We start from the raw sequence: 16,855 nt of genomic DNA on the forward strand, positions 1-16,855 counted from the left end.
TTCTTCTGACCAATAAAAGGGGGACAGGTCTTGCGACCTGTCCCCCTTTTATTTGCCTGAGGCTTTCTCCCTGGGGTCCAGGACAGGGAGAAAGCAGGGAAGCCCGGTGTTACTCGGGCTTCTTGGCAACCAGTGTCAGGATGTCGTAGCTAGCAACCAGCTCGTCGTTCTGGTTGGTCACCTGGACGTCCCATACCACCACACCCTGGGGGTGGCCGTCGGGGGATGTCCGACCCTGATCGATCTTGCGCTTGCAGGTCAGCCTCGCCCGGATGGTATCTCCCGGCGCAACCGGCTCAATGAACCGCAGTGTATCCAGGCCGTAGTTCGCCAGGACCGGGCCTTCGCCCGGGGAAACGAACAGGCCGGCCGCGGCCGACAGTACGAAGTAACCGTGGGCGATGCGTTTGCCGAACTGGGATTCCCGGGCGGCAAGTTCATCGAAATGCATGTAGAAATGGTCACCGGAGAGGCAGCCGAAGTTCACGATGTCTGCTTCGGTCACCGTACGACGATGAGTCAGCAGAGACTCGTTGATCTGCAGGTCCTCGAAATGGCGACGGAACGGGTGTACTTCGGTTTCGATAACGTCTGCGCCACGCACATACTCACGGGTAACCGCTGCGAGCATGGTCGGGGAGCCCTGAATCGCGGTGCGCTGCAGGTAATGGTGTACCGCACGGATACCGCCCAGTTCCTCACCGCCGCCGGCACGACCGGGGCCACCATGCTTGAGCATCGGCAGGGGGGAACCGTGGCCAGTGGACTCTTTCGCCGCTTCGGCATCCAGGAGGTGCAGACGGCCGTGGAACGCAGCCAGTAGAGGCGCAACCTTGCCGGCAATGGCGGGATCGCGGGTGGTGAGCGTGGTAACCAGTGAGCCGCGACCCTTGGAGCACAGCTCAACGGCATCCTCGATGGTGTCGTAAGGAATCACCGTAGCCACGGGGCCGAACGCTTCAATGTCGTGAGCACCACAACCGTTTTCCGGGTTACGGCACAGCAGCAGGTGCGGCTCGATGAAAGCGCCCTTCTCGGTGCCTTCGCCGGTGGCCTTGAAGCTTCCGTCACCACCGATAACCAGCTCGCTGGTCTTGAGCAGTTCCTGGATATTGGCTTTTACATCTTCTAGCTGGTCGATGGAGGCCAGTGCACCCATGCGAACGCCTTCTACAGAGGGATCGCCAACAGTAACCTTTGACAGGCGCTCTTTGAGCTTGTCGCAGACCGCATCCACCTGGCCTTTTGGAACCAGAATACGACGGATAGCGGTACACTTCTGACCGGCCTTGGCGGTCATCTCGCGGCCCACTTCCTTTACGAAGACATCGAATTCGTCGTGCTCGGGGGTCACGTCCGGGGCGAGGATTGCACTGTTCAGGGAGTCCGCCTCGGCGTTGAACGGAATCGAACGGTTGATGATGTTCGGGTGGTTACGAAGCTTGCGCGCGGTGGCGGCGGAGCCGGTGAAGGTCACCACGTCCTGCTCTTCCAGGTGGTCAAACAGGTCGCCGGTGCTGCCGATGATCAACTGCAGGCTTCCTTCCGGAAGCGCGCCGGATTCGTGCATCAGGCGCACGGCAAGCTCAGTCACGTAGGAAGTAGAGGTAGCCGGCTTCACGATGGATGGCATGCCCGCCAGGAAGGTGGGCGCGAACTTCTCCAGCATGCCCCACACCGGGAAGTTGTAGGCGTCAATGTGAACCGCCACGCCACCACGGGGAACCAGAATGTGGGTACCGGCAAAGTGGTTGTTCTTGCCCAGCGGAGTTACTGGCCCCTCGTGAACCACGTTGCCTGACGGCAGTTCGCGCCGACCCATGCTGGCGTAGGAGAACAGGGTGCCGAAACCGCCATCAATATCGATACCGTTATCGCCCTTGGTGGAACCGGTATGCATCGACAGGGCGTAGAGTTCTTTCTTGTGCTCCTGGAGGTACAGGGCCATGGCCTTCAGGGCCAGGGCGCGCTCCTGGAAATCCATCGCCATCAGGTTCTTGCCGCCAACCTTGCGGCCATACTCAACGGCGTTTTTGAAATCGAGAGTGTCGTCGTGGGTGTGGGCGACGATCTCGCCATTCACCGCGCTGGGCAAAGCCTTGGCGGGCTTTTCACCGACCCACTGGCCGGCAATGAAACTTTTCAGGACTGACATGGGAAACTCCATTCGTTTCTGAAACGCGAAGGCAAGCTCCGCTGCTGCGGAACTTGCCTTGCTCGTATCTTGTTTTGAGGGCGGAAACTACATCTCGTCGTAGTCCAGAACCACCTTGTCGCTGATCGGGTAGCACTGGCAGGAAAGCACGTAACCGGCTTCCACCTCGTAGTCTTCCAGAGCAAAGTTCTGGTCCATCTCCACTTCACCTTCCACGACCTTGGCGCGGCACGTGGAGCAGACACCGGCCTTGCATGAGTACGGCAGATCGGCGCCTTCTTCGTTTCCGGCATCAAGAATGCTCTTGGTATCGCGCACCAGTGGGAAGGTCAGGGAGCGGCCATCGGCGATCACGGTCACTTCGCTGATTGACTGGGGATCGACGTGGGCCGGATCCCGGTCTTTCCGGGACTGTGGTACACCGCCGGCGGGGGTGAACAGTTCAAAGTGGATCTTGCTCTTTTCCATGCCGTGCTTGAGCAGTGAGTCACGCACGGTTTCGGTCATCATCTGCGGGCCACAGATAAACGCTGCGGTCAGTTCCTTGGCGTCAATCCAGTGGTCGAACAGCTTGTCGCATTTCTCGTGATCAATGCGGCCGTTGTAGAGGTCAATGTCCTGCTCTTCACGGGTGAAGATGTACACCAGGTTCAGGCGGGACATGTACTCGTTCTTCAGGTCCTGGAGTTCGTCACGGAACATGGTGCTGCTGGTAGCCTTGTTGCCGTAGAACAGGGTGACCTCGCTCTTGGGCTCGGTCTCCAGAGTGGTCTTCACGATCGACAGGATCGGGGTAATGCCACTTCCAGCAGCAACGGCCAGGTAATTACCTTCGCGTTCCGGGTCCAGATCGATGGAGAAGTGGCCCTGGGGAGGCATGACTTCGAGAGTCTGGCCGGGCTTGAGCTGCTCGTTGGCGAACGTGGAGAAGCGACCGCCGGGAACCTGTTTGACCGCAATGCGCAGTTCCTGATCGTTGACGCTGCGGCAGATCGAGTAGGAGCGGCGCACTTCCTCGCCATCCAGCTTGGTGCGCACGATCAGGTGCTGGCCCTGCTGGTAATGAAATTTGTCTGCCAGATCTTCCGGCACGTCAAAAGCTAGTGATACGGCGTTTCTTGTTTCAGGTCTGACCTCTTTGAGGGTCAGTGAGTAAAATTTGTTCATGATCGTGTCGGCTCTAGATGCATTTGAAATAGTCGAAGGGTTCGAGGCATTCCTTGCAACGGTAAAGGGCTTTACAGGCGGTGGATCCGAACTCGCTGACCCGTTCGGTGTCCTTGCTGCCGCAGTGTGGGCAGGCAATCACCTCCGGTTCCCCGAGCAGGCTCATCTTGCTGGAGCTGCCCTCGGGTGGCGCGATGCCAAAGGCCCGAAGCTTCTCTTTGCCTTCGTCTGTTATCCAGTCGGTGGTCCAGGCAGGGGTCAGCACCTGATTGATTTTCGGATCCCGGAAGCCTGCAGCGCGCAGGGCTTCAGCGATCAGTTCTTCAATCAGTTCAGTGGCCGGGCACCCGGAGTAGGTCGGGGTCACGTCGATGGACAGCTCTTTGCCATCCCAGTGAACCGCCCGGACAATGCCGAGCTCCACGACACTGACTGCCGGCACTTCAGGGTCTTTGACCTCCTCAAGAAGTGCCCAGATGTCGTCTTCTGTCAGCAGATCGGGGCGGGCGTTGGCCGGCACCCGATCGCTGGCAATCAGAATGTCGACAGCTGACCGGCTGTCTGAATCACCATGTTGTGGCATCGGGATAGGCCCTCTGCAGGAACTGCATTTCTGCCAGGATGAAGCCAAGGTGCTCGGTGTGCTCGCCGTGCTTGCCGCCCATGTACATCCAGGCGTCTTCTGCGCCCGGTGTCAGGGTTGCCTGGGTAAGCACCTCATTGACCATGCCGCGCCAGTCTTTGGCCAGCTGGTCAGGATCCGGGCCAATGCCCGCCTCGGCCATCAAACGATCGGTGTCATCCGGAGTGATCAGCTCACCGGTGAAACGCCAGAGGATATCAACGGCATCCTGCATGCGGCGGTGGCTTTCTTCGGTGCCATCGCCCAGACGCTTCACCCACTCCGAGGAGCGACGCAGGTGATAGGTCACCTCTTTGAGCGACTTGGCAGCGATGCCGGCAATGCGCTCATCACTCGACTCGGTCAGGCTCTTGAGCGTGAAGTAGTGGTACACGTCGAAGAAGAACTGACGGCCCATGGTGACAGCGTAATCCTCGTTGGGCTGCTCGGTGAGCAGCAGGTTACGGTAGTCGTGGGCATCGCGACGGAAGCACAGCTTGTCGGCATCGCGGCCATCATTGATCAGCTCAGCGGCGTACTCGTACCAGTTGCGGGCCTGGCCGACGAGGTCGAGGGCAACGTTCATCAATGCCATCTCTTCCTCAAGTGCCGGGGCCTTGCCGCAAAGTTCGCACAGGCGCTGGCCCAGGATCATGTCGGAATCTGCCAGGCGCAGCAGGTATTCCTGTAATGCTTCTGCTTGTGTCATGGGTACCGCTCCTTACATGTGTCCGACTTCATCGGGCAGCTTGTAGAAGGAAGCGTGCCGGTAAACCTTGTCTTCCGACGGATCGAAGAGCACTTCCTTCTCGTCGGACGCGGACGCCGTGATGGTGTCGGAGGGCACAACCCAGATGCTCACGCCTTCGTTGCGGCGTGTGTAAAGGTCACGGGCGTTCTCCATGGCCATCTCGGCGTCAGCAGCGTGAACGCTGCCAACGTGTTTGTGGTTCAGACCGTGCTTGGATCTCACGAAAACTTCGTAAAGGCGCCATTCAGCCATGTTCTATTCCTCCGGTATCAAGCGGCTTGCGCGCGCTGTTTTTGTTTTTCGGCGTAGGCGACGGCCGCTTCGCGGACCCATGCGCCTCCATCAATCGCGTTCTTGCGAGTCTTGATGCGCTCGCGGTTGCAGGGACCATTGCCCTTGAGAACGTCGTAGAATTCCTGCCAGTTGATTTCACCGAAATCGTAGTGGCCGGTTTCTTCGTTCCACTTCAGGTCTGGATCCGGTGCGGTGCAACCGAGGAACTCGAGCTGCGGTACGGTCTGGTCGATGAACATCTGACGCAGTTCGTCGTTGCTCTTGCGCTTGATTTTCCAGGCCATGGACTGCTGCGAGTTCGGGGATTCGTCATCGTGTGGTCCGAACATCATCAGGGCCGGCCACCACAGACGGTTGATGGCGTCCTGAACCATGGCTTTCTGCTCTTCGGTGCCTTCGCGCATCATGTCCAGCAGGATCTGGTAACCCTGGCGCTGGTGGAAGCTCTCTTCCTTACAGATGCGGATCATGGCGCGGGAGTACGGGCCATAGGAAGTACGCTGCAGAACCACCTGGTTAACGATGGCAGCGCCATCCACCAGCCAGCCAACGGCACCCATATCCGCCCAGTTCAGGGTCGGGTAGTTAAAGATGCTGGAGTACTTGGCTTTGCCCTGATGCAGCTTCTCGATCTCTTCGTCACGGTCAGCGCCCAGGGTTTCCATGGCACTGTACAGGTACAGGCCGTGGCCCGCTTCGTCCTGGATCTTGGCCATTAGCTGGAGCTTGCGCTTGAGGGTCGGCGCACGGGTTACCCAGTTGCCTTCCGGCAGCATGCCAACCACTTCCGAGTGGGCGTGCTGGGAAATCTGGCGAATGAGGGTTTTCCGGTAACCTTCCGGCATCCAGTTCTTGGGTTCGATTTTGGTTTCGGCGTCGACCTTTTCCTGAAACTCGCGCTCTTCAGGCGACATCTCTTCTTTGGTCTTCAGGCGCTTGGCGCCGGTTTCAACGAGCTGGGCGTACATAAACAAATACCTCCGGATCGGGCTTGTTGTTCTGTTGTCCGTGAACAAGAGAGACCTCAGTGACGGCTGAGGGTCAATATGTCCATATTATATGATACTGAATAAATATCAAGAACTGCCTTTGTGTGTCATGTTATATCTAAAAGCTTCCTTAAAGAATCCTATAGTGCTGATTTGCATAATAAAAAATATGATACGTGTGAAAATGCTATTGAGATCAGCGAACGGAAAGTGAAATTAAATCGACGATTATGTGCAGGAGAAGGCAGGAAAGGGCGAGAGGGCCAGCCGCAATGGCTGCGGTCTGGCTCTCTGTTGGGCTGAGGGCTTACTTGTTCCGGCGGTCGAACACGCGCTTGGCCTTGCCTTCTGAGCGGGCCAGACGATTGGTTTCCACCACTTCAACACGGGTGCTGATGCCGATGTAGGACTTGATGTGGTGTGTCAGTTCCTTGGCCGCTGCGGCGCGACTTTCGGGGGTGTCCGTCGCGCCCGGTTGCAGCTCGGCCCGGATATCCACACAGTCCAGGTTGCCTTCCTTGTAAACCTCGATCTCGTAGTGGGGCGCCAGCGCGTCGCACTTCAGTACCTGCTCCTCGATCTGGCTCGGGAACACGTTCACGCCACGAATAATCAGCATGTCGTCGCTGCGACCGGTGATCTTGTCGATCCGGCGCATCGGGCGGGCGGTGCCCGGCAACAGGCGCGTGAGATCCCGGGTGCGGTAACGCAGAATCGGCAGGGCCACCTTGGTCAGTGAGGTAAAGACCAGCTCGCCGTATTCACCGTCTGGCAGTACTTCGCCGGTATCCGGGTTGATGATTTCCGGGTAGAAGTGGTCTTCCCAGATGGTGGGGCCATCTTTCGTTTCAATGCACTCCATGCCCACACCGGGACCCATGACTTCAGAGAGGCCATAGATATCCAGTGCCTCGATGCCAAGGCGCTCTTCGATCTCGGTGCGCATGGCGTTGGTCCAGGGCTCTGCGCCGAAAATACCAAGGCGCAGAGGCAGCTTGTGGGGATCGATACCCTGGCGTTCCATCTCATCGGCAATGTTCAGCATGTAGGACGGAGTGACCATGATGATGTCTGGCTCGAAGTCCTTGATCAGTTGTACCTGCTTCTCAGTCTGGCCACCGGACATGGGGATGACGGTGCAGCCCAGGCGCTCCGCGCCGTAATGGGCGCCCAGGCCACCGGTGAACAGGCCATAGCCATAGGAAACATGTACCTTGTCACCCCGGTAGCCGCCGCCGGCCCGGATGGAACGGGCGACAATGTCGGCCCAGGTGTTGATGTCGCTCTGGGTGTAACCAACCACGGTTGGCTTGCCGGTGGTACCACTGGAAGCGTGCACCCGAACCACATCCGACATGGGTGTGGCAAACATGCCAAATGGGTAGTTGTCGCGCAGATCCGCCTTGGTGGTAAATGGCACCTTGGCCAGATCGTCCAGCGAGTTGATGTCCATGGGCTTCAGGCCGATGTCATCAAACGCTTTGCGGTAGAACGGCACGTTGGTGTAAGCATGGACCACACTCCAGCGCAGGCGTTGCAGCTGTTCGTGGCGCAGCTCATCGATGCTGGCGGTTTCCATGCGGTCAAGTTTGCCAAGTTTTTGCAGTGGTAAGGTCATGAGTCTGTCCTGCGTTGTTCTTGTCGAGTAATGGTCTTAGTTCAGTTCCGCACGGTGGCCTCAGGCCACCGCATCCGTCCGCTCAATGATCAGGGCGATACCCTGACCAACGCCGATGCACATGGTGCAGAGGGCATAGCGCGCTCTCTGGCCTGCAGCGTGGCGACGTTCCAGTTCGTTAAGGGCGGTGGTTACCAGCCGGGCTCCGCTCATGCCCAGGGGGTGGCCCAGGGCAATGGCGCCACCGTTCGGGTTCACGTGCTCGGCATCATCCGGCAGGCCGAGGTCCCGGGTAACTGCCAGGGCCTGGGCGGCAAACGCCTCGTTCAGCTCGATCACATCCATATCCGCCAGTTCCAGGCCGGCCGTGGCCAGAACCTTGCGGGTGGCGGGAGCCGGGCCAAAGCCCATGATCCGGGGCTCCACGCCGGCCGTTGACATGGCAACGATTCGAGCGCGGGGTTTAAGGTTGTATTGCTTGAGAGCATCGGCTCCGGCCAGCAGCAGTGCGCAGGCGCCGTCGTTCACGCCGGACGCGTTACCGGCGGTGACTGTGCCGTTTTCACGGAACGGGGTCGGCAGCGAGGCCAGCTTTTCAAGGCTGGTTTCCCGGGGGTGCTCATCAGTATCCACCACCAGTGGGTCTTGCTTGCGACGGGGAATCGTGACCGGTGTGATCTCCGTAGCGAATCGGCCATCCTTTTGGGCGGCCGCTGTGCGCTGCTGGCTGCGCAGGGCAAAGGCGTCCTGATCTTCCCGCGAAATGCCGAAATCGGCCGCCACGTTCTCGGCGGTTTCGGGCATGGAATCGATGCCGTATTGCTTTTTCAGGACCGGGTTTACAAAACGCCAGCCGATGGTGGTGTCAAAAATCTCCGCCTTGCGGCTGAACGCGGACTCGGCCTTGCCCATAACAAAGGGAGCCCGAGACATGGATTCGACGCCGCCGGCAATCATCAGCTGGGTTTCGCCAGTACGGATGGCCCGGGCGGCGCTGCCCACTGCATCCATGCCGGAACCGCACAGGCGGTTGATGGTGCTGCCCGGCACGTCTACCGGCAGGCCTGCCAGCAGAAGGGACATGCGGGCAACGTCGCGGTTGTCTTCGCCGGCCTGGTTGGCACAGCCGTAGAGAACGTCGTCAACTTTCGACCAGTCCAGGTCGGGATGACGCTCGGTCAGCGCCTTGATGGGGATGGCGCCCAGGTCGTCTGCACGCACTGCGGAGAGAGCGCCGCCATAACGACCGATGGGGGTGCGAATGGCATCGACGATGTAAGCGTCTTTCAAGGTGTTGTCGGTGCTCATGCAGTTTCCTCCGAGTTGCGAACGGTGCCACGAACCTCGTAGGAGCGGCCCCGGAACAGGGCAACCTTGCGGCCGTCCTGGTTAGTGAGTGTGATGTCGTAAACGCCGGTGCGGCCGCCGCGGGCCTGTTCTTCGGCGGTGGCGGTCAGCTGGTCGCCCTCTTTGGCGCCGTACATGTAATCAATGCTGCAACCGGAAGCCACGGTGGCCCGGTCGTAACTGTTACAGGCAAAGGCAAATGCTGAATCAGCCAGGGTAAACAGATAGCCGCCGTGGCAGGAGCCGTGGCCCTGGATCATGTCGCCGGTCACGGTCATGGTGAGAACCGCTTTGCCGGGGCCGACAGATTCAATGTTCATGCCCAGCTTCTGGCTGGCGCGGTCCCGCGCGAACATGGCTTTCGCGCATTCTTCGGCGAGTACTTGCGGGTCCATCTCGCTCATGAATAAAACCCCTTTTGTGCAAATGCGTTCTTACGGAGCAGCAGGGCAGGGCGATAGCGGTCCTCTGCGTAGCTGTTCTGGATGTTGGTGAGCACCTTGAACACGTGCCCGGCGCCAAGACGGTCGCTCCAGCTCAGGGGACCGTCGGGATAATTCAGGCCAGCTTTCATGGCCAGGTCGATATCGGCGACTGTCGCGACACCGTGCAGGGCGGCATCGGCGGCTTCGTTGGCCAGCATGGTAACGGTCCGCATGATTACCAGACCGGGACGATCAGCTATCAGGCTGACGTCGATACCCGCTTTCTGCAGTAAAGCACAGGCACAGGAAACCGCTGCCTCGGACGTCTGGTCGGCGGGCGCCAGGGCAAGCCTGGTTGCTTTGCTGTAATCAAAAGCCAGGTCGAACAACACCAGATTGGCGATACCATCGGTGGCCGCGCGCTCGGTTGCCATTCTGCCGTCGGTGAGCGCCAGTACGGCATCGCCGAATCGAATCTGGCCCGGGCCGTCGCGCTCGATAATGGTCAGGCCGGCAGCCTTCAGTCGCTCAAGCAGCGGTGCAGCGACACCGGGATTGCCTTCGGCGATGACCACGGATTCATCGGATTGATGTGCCGGCTCGGTCTTTGGTTGCGGCTTCTCCGCATTCTCGCCATAGGGATAGAAACCATGGCCGCTCTTGCGTCCCAGGCGACCGGCTTCCACCAGTTCTTTCTGGATCAGTGAAGGCAGAAAGCGCGGGTCCTGGTAATAGGAATTGAACACAGAGTTGGTAACCGCGTAATTGACGTCGTGTCCGATCAGGTCGGTCAGCTCAAACGCACCCATGCGGAACTGGCCCGCTTCGCGGATGATGGCATCCAGCGTGGCGGCATCGGTGGCCTGCTCCTGGAGCAGGCGAAGGCTCTCTGCGTAAAACGGACGGGCTACGCGGTTGACGATAAAGCCGGGAGTCGATGTCGCATAAACCGGCTTCTTGCCCCAGGCAGTTGCCGTGGCATGGATGGTGTCGGCAACGGCTTTGCTGGTGGCCAGACCCATAACGACCTCAACCAATGCCATAAGGGGCGCCGGATTAAAGAAGTGCATACCCACCAGGCGTTCGGGTTTGTTCATTTCAGCGCCGAGGGCGGTCACTGAAATGGAGGAGGTGTTGGTGGCCAGGATCGCATCGCCGGCACACAGGTCTTCAAGATTGGCCAGCAACTGACGTTTGATCTGAAGGTCTTCGATGATGGCCTCGATCACCAGTCCGGCATCGGCTACTTGATCCAATTTCGCGACTGGTTGAATCCGGCCGATCACATCATCCAGCTCCTGCTGCTGCATCTTGCCCTTGTCGACGCGACGCTGGAGCTGTTTGGCGATACCGTCACGTCCGGCTTCGGCTGCGCCTTCTCTCTGATCGTGCAGGTAAACCTGATGGCCAGCCTGTGCGGCCACCTGGGCAATGCCAGAGCCCATGGCTCCGGCCCCAACGACGGCAACTTTGGTTTGGGTGTCCAGTGCCGGCATGGCTTATTTCCCCTTGAAGTTCGGAGTGCGTTTTTCCATGAAGGCGGCAACGCCTTCACGGTAGTCTTCGGTCTGTCCAGCCATGCGCTGCAGATCGCGCTCCAGGTTGATCTGCTCTTCGAACGTGTTGCTGGCGCTGGCATGCAGTGCCCGTTTTATCAGTGCGAGGCCCTTGGTCGGTTGGGTCGCAAAATGACGGGCCAGTTTCATGGTTTCGTCCATGAGCTGCTCGTTGTCGACACAGCGCCAGATCATGCCCCAGTTTTCGGCCTGTTCTGCACTGATCTTGTCGCCCAGAAGCGCCATGCCTTTGGCACGGGCCATGCCCGCCACGCGGGGCAGCGTCCAGGTGCCGCCGGAATCAGGTACCAGCCCCAGTTTGCAGAAGGCCTGAACGAAATTGGCTGAGCGGGCGGCGAGGGTGATGTCGCAGGCCAGGGCAATGTTGGCACCTGCGCCAGCCGCCACACCGTTAACGGCACACAGAACGGGCATTGGCAGATCCCGCAGGCTGCGCATCAGCGGGTTGTAGTAGTTCTCAAGGGAAGCGCCAAGGTCCGGCATTTCCTGATCTGGAGAGACGCTGCGGTCGGAGAGATCCTGACCCGCGCAAAAGCCCCGGCCGGAGCCGGTGATGACCAGTACCCGAACAGACTCATCCTTGCGCACGGTGCTGATGGCATCGCGCATGCGTTCGTGCATTTCGACATTGAAACTGTTCAGGTTGTCCGGACGGTTCAGGGTAAGCAGAGCCACGCCCTGATCGATTTCAAGAAGAATGCTCGGCTGAGTCATGGCGGTGTTGTCCTGTTGTTTGTTGTAGGGGGATAGCGTGAAAGGTGTCCTTGATCGGCACGGTGCTATCGATCGTGGAAAATGAGTATATCTTAGAATTGATACTCGTCAAGGATTGTGCTGGCCATGTTTTGTATCACTTTAGTCCAGTGTGGCAGCGTGGAATTTCTATGTTGCTGAAAAGTCGATAAAAATTATCAAGATCTTTTGTGTTGGCCGGAGAATAGCGTTGAATCCTGCCCTGGAAACAGCTTGCAGGCTATGAAAAAGCTCCAGGAAAAGGATAATGTGATACAGAAAATGAATCACAATGACTTTTCGGGTCCCACGTTTTGCTCCGATGTATCCCGGAACGCTGCAGGGCCCTGCCAACCAGGAGATCGCTATGCCCAGCTACAGTATAGAAGGCGTTGTTCCCGTCGTTCACCCGTCTGCCTATGTGCATCCCACAGCCGTTCTGATTGGCGATGTGTGGATTGGCCCGGATTGTTACGTGGGCCCGGCGGCTTCACTGCGTGCGGATTTCGGTCGGATCGTTCTCAAGCAGGGATCCAATGTCCAGGATACCTGCGTGATGCATGCCTTCCCGGGCATGGACACGGTGGTCGAGAAGAATGGCCATGTCGGGCACGGGGCGATTCTACACGGCTGCATTGTCGGCGAGGATGCCATGGTAGGAATGAATGTGGTGATAATGGACGAGGCCCATATTGCGCCGCGCTCTATCGTAGGCGCCTGCGCTTTCGTAAAGGCAAAGTTTACTTGCGAGCCAGGCTCACTGATCGTTGGTTCTCCAGCCAAAGTGATGCGGATGCTCAGCGACAAGGAGATTGCCTGGAAGAAGAAGGGCACCGAAGAATACCAGCGACTGACGCTTCGTTCCCTCGCCAGTCTGCAGGAAGTCCAGCCACTGGAGGAAGCCGAGCCCGACCGGGCCCGTGTGGACGCCAGCGGGTACAAGCCCAAATACGAGCAGTCTGAGTGACTGCCAGCGCCGGCGTCTGAGGAATCCTCTACAGGCCGGCGTCTTTCACGTTCTCCATTACCACAAAGGTACTGGTCTGCAGCACATGGGGCAGGGCAGAAATTTCCTCCCCCAGAACCTGCCGGTACTCCTGCATGTTGCGGGTCCTGACTTTCAGCAGGTAGTCGAAGTTGCCGGCAATCATGTGGCATTGCTCGACCGCCGAGACGTTTTGAACGGCTTTGTTGAACGCGGTAAGAGCGTCGCTGCTGGTGTCGTTCAGGGTTACCTGGGCAAAGGCGATGTGGCTGAGGCCGAGTTTGGTCTGATTCACCAGGGCTGTGTAACCGGTGATGTATCCGTGTTCTTCAAGCCGGCGCATCCGCACCTGGCACGGCGTTTTGGAGAGACCCACCCGAGAGGCAAGCTCGGTTACCGTGATTCGGGAGTTCTTCTGCAGCTCGCGAATAATGGATTGGTCTATTCGATCCAAATCGGCCATGTTGTCTGTCCCAGGTTGAATTAACGGCTAAATCATGTGGCAAATATAATCGAAACTCCTCTATTCCGAAACTATATGGTCCAAGTGACTTTCTGGGCTTGCGTATACTGGTAGTTCCATTAGTCCAGTAAGAACGTTTACCAAGTCCGGAGAGTTTCGATGACCGATTCCCGCGCATTACAAAAACAAACCCTGCTGGAACAGCTTGCCGATGTCCTCCAGAATCAGGCCGCCGACAACGACGACTCCCTCGAACTCCGGGAGCTTGTGGCCAGAATGGTCGAAGAGTCCCGATCCTGGGACGATGACTTGCATGGTGAACTGGTTCGGAGTTTCGGCGACTCGATTGGCGGGCGCTATGCCCAGGTTTTCAGCGGCGGTTTCCCTTCGGCTTACCGGGCAAGATTTCCGGTATCGGAAGCACTCGCTGATATCGAGCAGATCCAGTCCATCGCCGTGAGCACCGATGTCCCCATGCGCTTCTACCAGCCGCGGGACCCGGCCGAAACCGGATTCCACTTCAAACTCTACAGCGAAGGCCAGCCCGTTGTTCTTTCAGACGTGATCCCTATTCTGGAAAACTTGGGAATGCGTGTTCTGGGTGAGCACCCCTATCGGGTCCGTCGACGGGATGGCGAAACCTTTGGTGTCAGTGATTTTACCGTCGAGCTCCATGATCGGTGCCGTGCCGCCGATCTCGACACCGCCAGGCCATTGATCCAGTCGGCATTCCGGGAGATATGGAACGGCTTTGCTGAAAACGATGATTTCAACCAGTTGATCATGCTGTGCGGTCTCAGCTGGCGTGAAGTCGCGTTGATCAGGGCTTATGCCCGCTATATCAAGCAGATTCGGTTCGGTTTCAGTCAGCCCTTTATTGCAGAGACACTGGCCCGCAATCCGGAGATCACCTCGCGGCTTGTTGCATTCTTCTTCAGCCGTTTCGAGCCGGATATAAAAGGACGCAAGGGGAAGGTGGAGCGAATCGAAACTGAGCTTCGCGACGCCCTCGAGGCGGTGGCAAGCCTGGACGACGACCGAATTCTACGTCGCTTTTTTACCCTGATCCGGGCAACGCTCCGGACCAACTATTTTCAGGCCCGGGAGGACGGTGGGTTTCCGTCCTACCTGTCACTCAAGCTGGATCCGTCCTCCATCCCGGATATCCCGCGCCCCACCCCGAAATTCGAGATTTTTGTCTATTCGCCCCGTATTGAAGGCGTGCACCTGCGCTCCGGGCCGGTGGCAAGAGGCGGGCTCCGGTGGTCTGATCGCATAGAGGATTACCGCACGGAGATCCTTGGTCTGGTGAAAGCCCAGCAGGTGAAGAACTCGGTGATTGTGCCCGCCGGTGCCAAAGGTGGCTTTGTGGTGAAGCAGCCGCCACGGGACGGCTCACGGGAGGCTCTGCGGGAGGAAGGCGTTGCCTGCTATCAGACCTTCATCAGGGGGCTGCTGGACATCACGGACAACCTCGACAACGGCCAGGTGGTGCCGCCGAAAAATGTGGTTCGATACGACGGCGATGATACCTATCTGGTGGTCGCCGCCGACAAAGGTACAGCCACCTTTTCCGATATAGCCAACACATTGGCAGCCGAGTACCGCTTCTGGCTGGGCGATGCCTTCGCCTCCGGCGGCAGTGAGGGCTATGACCACAAGAAAATGGGTATTACCGCCCGGGGCGCCTGGGAGTCGGTCAAACGGCATTTCCTGGAAAAAGGCACGGACACCCAGGCGGATGAGTTCACCGTGGTCGGGATCGGTGACATGGGGGGCGACGTGTTTGGCAATGGCATGCTGCTATCGGACCGGATTCGCCTGGTCGGTGCGTTCAACCACCAGCACATATTTATTGATCCGAATCCGGATGCCGCGGCATCGTTTCGTGAGCGACAGCGGCTTTTCGGCCTGCCAGGCTCCTCCTGGGCCGATTATGACACCGGGTTGATCAGTGACGGCGGTGGTGTTTTTTCGCGCTCCATGAAATCCATTCAGGTATCTGCTCAGATGCGCAAGGTGCTTGGTATCAAGGCCCGGACGCTGTCGCCAGCGGACCTTATCAGCGCTCTTCTGAAAGCGCCCGTAGACATGCTCTGGAATGGTGGCATTGGCACCTACGTGAAATCGCCCTCGGAGTCCCATGAGGATGTGGGTGACAAGACCAATGATGCTTTGCGCATCGACAGTACCGAACTTCGCTGCAAAGCCCTCGGGGAGGGCGGCAACCTGGGTGTTACCCAGAAGGCCCGGATCGACTTCGCCCGCCGCGGTGGCTCGGTCAACAGCGATTTTATCGATAATGCCGGTGGTGTTGACTGCTCGGACCACGAGGTAAATATCAAGATCCTGCTCAACGATCTGGTGCATCGGCAGTTGATGTCGCTTCCGGAGCGAAACCGGATGCTCAGGGCGATGACGCCGGAAGTGGCCGAGCTTGTTCTGCGTAACAATTACCGGCAGGCCATGGCGCTCAGCCTGGCGCAGAATCCGGCGGTTGCCACCGCTGACCAGTATGATCGCCTGATGCGCAGGCTTGAAGCCGAGGGCAAGCTGGACCGTGATCTTGAGTTTCTGCCCTCTGACGAGGAACTTCAGGCCCGCCGCGATCAGGGTGGTGGCCTGACCCGGCCGGAGCTGGCGGTGCTTGTTTCCTACGCGAAGATTGAACTGAAGCAGGCGCTGGTCGCGTCGCCCATCGTGCAAGACAAGCGTTTTAATTCGGCGCTGCATTCCGCCTTCCCCGCCTCCCTGCTGGCCGCCTTCCCGGAAGCGGTCGAGTCTCATCCTCTGCGGGCCGAGATCTCGGCCACGCAAATTGCCAACGATATGGTGAACCGGATGGGCATTACCTGGTTCGACCGTATTCGCAGTGCCACGGGGGCAGATGCCGGCCGGATCGCCGCGGCCTACCTGATCTCCCTGCGAATCCATGACGTAGACGCCCATTGGGAGGCCATGGAATCACTGGATGGAAATGTCAGTGCAGCCGTTCAGGCAGATCTTTTCGCCGACGCGGTTCGCCTGGTCACCCGCAGTACCAGCTGGCTGTTGCAGAACCGTCGGCAGGCGTTGGACCCGGTGTCCTGCATTGATCATTACCGTGCGCCGATGGCTGACGTTTTGGCTTCCAGAAGCCGTCTTGAATCGGTGATCCCTGCAAGTCGGTGGTTTGACCGCTATGCTGAATACTGTGAGCGGAAGGTTCCCGAGGACCTGGCGGCGTGGTGCGCATCCGCAGAAAGCCGCTACTGGTTGATGGACATGATCGAGATTGCCCGTCAGCTGGGGGAGGATCTGGAATCGGTGGCCTGGGTCTACTTCACGCTCGGCGAGAGTCTTAATCTGACCTGGCTTGACCGGCAGATGCGGGCGTTCCGGGCGAATGGCCACTGGCAGGTATTGGCGACCATTCATTTTCGGGATGAGCTGGACCATCAGCTGCGGAACCTGACGTTCAGCGTGTTCTCCGAGCCTGTCGAAGGCGAAGGAACGCCGGAACAACGCCTGGAGGCCTGGCGTAGGGACAAGCAGATGCTATTGGGCCGGTGGGAGCGGATGCTGAACGACATGCAGGCCGCTAATGACGTGGATTGCGCCGTTTTCTCGGTGGCGCATGGTGTCCTCAGAGAGCTGGCGATGAAAGCAGCTTAGGGAGTCAGTAGAGGCAAAATGCCCTAATTTTGAGGTTTTGGAAGAAAATTATTAAATTTTCATTATCTAAAAAAGC

General features: G+C 58.6%; 14 protein-coding genes. 2 read left to right on the forward strand and 12 right to left on the reverse strand.

Annotated features, from left to right (window positions below):
• Positions 1-109: 109 nt before the first annotated feature.
• From paaZ to paaG, 11 genes are all read right to left on the reverse strand, one after another.
• Positions 110-2,155: a phenylacetic acid degradation bifunctional protein PaaZ gene (gene paaZ, locus ABNF92_RS15785; RefSeq protein ID WP_349342677.1), complete on the reverse strand. Its 2,046-nt coding sequence runs from the start codon at positions 2,153-2,155 to the stop codon at positions 110-112.
• Positions 2,156-2,242: 87 nt separating this feature from the next.
• Positions 2,243-3,322 (reverse strand): 1,2-phenylacetyl-CoA epoxidase subunit PaaE, encoded by a 1,080-nt coding sequence (gene paaE, locus ABNF92_RS15790; RefSeq protein WP_153633831.1) that lies wholly within the window; start codon positions 3,320-3,322, stop codon positions 2,243-2,245.
• A 13-nt stretch (positions 3,323-3,335) separates the two neighbouring features.
• The gene (paaD, locus tag ABNF92_RS15795; protein WP_069182870.1) at positions 3,336-3,905 is read right to left on the reverse strand and encodes a 1,2-phenylacetyl-CoA epoxidase subunit PaaD; all 570 of its coding nucleotides are present in this window, start codon (positions 3,903-3,905) and stop codon (positions 3,336-3,338) included.
• On the reverse strand, positions 3,889-4,653 hold the full coding sequence (gene paaC / locus ABNF92_RS15800) for a 1,2-phenylacetyl-CoA epoxidase subunit PaaC (RefSeq protein WP_136632167.1): 765 nt from the start codon (positions 4,651-4,653) through the stop codon (positions 3,889-3,891). Before paaC ends, paaD begins: the two co-directional genes overlap by 17 nt.
• 12 nt (positions 4,654-4,665) lie before the next feature.
• The gene (paaB, locus tag ABNF92_RS15805; RefSeq protein ID WP_069182872.1) at positions 4,666-4,947 is read right to left on the reverse strand and encodes a 1,2-phenylacetyl-CoA epoxidase subunit PaaB; all 282 of its coding nucleotides are present in this window, start codon (positions 4,945-4,947) and stop codon (positions 4,666-4,668) included.
• 17 nt (positions 4,948-4,964) lie between these two features.
• Positions 4,965-5,957, reverse strand: a complete 993-nt coding sequence (gene paaA, locus ABNF92_RS15810; protein WP_069182873.1) for a 1,2-phenylacetyl-CoA epoxidase subunit PaaA — start codon at positions 5,955-5,957, stop codon at positions 4,965-4,967.
• A 328-nt stretch (positions 5,958-6,285) separates the two neighbouring features.
• A complete protein-coding gene (gene paaK / locus ABNF92_RS15815) occupies positions 6,286-7,596 on the reverse strand; it encodes a phenylacetate--CoA ligase PaaK (RefSeq protein WP_291906213.1) in 1,311 nt (436 codons plus the stop codon).
• A 60-nt stretch (positions 7,597-7,656) separates the two neighbouring features.
• The gene (pcaF, locus tag ABNF92_RS15820; protein ID WP_349342678.1) at positions 7,657-8,904 is read right to left on the reverse strand and encodes a 3-oxoadipyl-CoA thiolase; all 1,248 of its coding nucleotides are present in this window, start codon (positions 8,902-8,904) and stop codon (positions 7,657-7,659) included.
• The gene (gene paaI / locus ABNF92_RS15825; RefSeq protein ID WP_153633829.1) at positions 8,901-9,347 is read right to left on the reverse strand and encodes a hydroxyphenylacetyl-CoA thioesterase PaaI; all 447 of its coding nucleotides are present in this window, start codon (positions 9,345-9,347) and stop codon (positions 8,901-8,903) included. The genes pcaF and paaI overlap by 4 nt, the downstream gene beginning before the upstream one ends.
• A complete protein-coding gene (gene paaH, locus ABNF92_RS15830) occupies positions 9,344-10,864 on the reverse strand; it encodes a 3-hydroxyacyl-CoA dehydrogenase PaaH (protein WP_349342679.1) in 1,521 nt (506 codons plus the stop codon). The genes paaI and paaH overlap by 4 nt, the downstream gene beginning before the upstream one ends.
• A 3-nt stretch (positions 10,865-10,867) precedes the next feature.
• On the reverse strand, positions 10,868-11,659 hold the full coding sequence (gene paaG, locus ABNF92_RS15835; protein WP_136632088.1) for a 2-(1,2-epoxy-1,2-dihydrophenyl)acetyl-CoA isomerase PaaG: 792 nt from the start codon (positions 11,657-11,659) through the stop codon (positions 10,868-10,870).
• A gap of 385 nt (positions 11,660-12,044) precedes the next feature.
• Between paaG and ABNF92_RS15840 the strand changes: the two genes are divergently transcribed.
• On the forward strand, positions 12,045-12,644 hold the full coding sequence (locus ABNF92_RS15840; protein WP_349342680.1) for a phenylacetic acid degradation protein PaaY: 600 nt from the start codon (positions 12,045-12,047) through the stop codon (positions 12,642-12,644).
• Positions 12,645-12,672: 28 nt separating this feature from the next.
• On the opposite strand, the gene ABNF92_RS15845 is transcribed toward ABNF92_RS15840, so the two are convergent.
• A complete protein-coding gene (locus ABNF92_RS15845; RefSeq protein WP_136632087.1) occupies positions 12,673-13,125 on the reverse strand; it encodes an Lrp/AsnC ligand binding domain-containing protein in 453 nt (150 codons plus the stop codon).
• A 159-nt stretch (positions 13,126-13,284) separates the two neighbouring features.
• Between ABNF92_RS15845 and ABNF92_RS15850 the strand changes: the two genes are divergently transcribed.
• The gene (locus tag ABNF92_RS15850) at positions 13,285-16,779 is read left to right on the forward strand and encodes an NAD-glutamate dehydrogenase domain-containing protein (protein ID WP_349342681.1); all 3,495 of its coding nucleotides are present in this window, start codon (positions 13,285-13,287) and stop codon (positions 16,777-16,779) included.
• Positions 16,780-16,855: the final 76 nt, after the last annotated feature.

This window comes from Marinobacter sp. MMG032, assembly GCF_040112695.1.
Classification (GTDB): domain Bacteria; phylum Pseudomonadota; class Gammaproteobacteria; order Pseudomonadales; family Oleiphilaceae; genus Marinobacter; species Marinobacter salsuginis.